This is a genomic window from Streptomyces sp. WM6386 (genome assembly GCF_000972385.1).
In the GTDB taxonomy this organism is placed as follows: domain Bacteria; phylum Actinomycetota; class Actinomycetes; order Streptomycetales; family Streptomycetaceae; genus Streptomyces.
In genome coordinates this window covers 1-301 of record NZ_JXTE01000828.1, presented here as the reverse complement: position 1 = coordinate 301, position 301 = coordinate 1, and the positions used below count along the sequence as shown (strand labels likewise).

General features: G+C 68.8%; 1 protein-coding gene. It reads right to left on the bottom strand.

Features of this window, described 5'->3' with window-relative positions; genetic code table 11:
• Positions 1-110: 110 nt before the first annotated feature.
• The coding region (locus tag TN53_RS43840; RefSeq protein ID WP_046264531.1) for a response regulator transcription factor at positions 111-301 on the bottom strand (191 nt) is incomplete at its 5' end.

Sequence of the window (301 nt, the reverse complement as noted above, 5' to 3'; positions counted from 1 at the left end):
CAGGCGTCGGCAGCCGGGGAGCTGGTCGCTCGCGCGGCTGCGGTGTGGGTGTGCTCGATGACCTCCATGGATCAACGGTAACCGGCGGTGTCGGGGACGTCCTGCGGTTTTCAGTCCGTCCCGCCCGGAGTGATCAGCCCGGTCTCGTACGCCAGGACGACCGCCTGGACCCGGTCGCGCAGATCCAGTTTCGACAGGATGCGGCCGACGTGGGTCTTGACCGTGGTCGGGCTGAGGAAGAGCCGGTCGGCGAGCTCGGCGTTGCTCAGACCCGTCGCCAGCAGCCGGAGCACCTCCATCT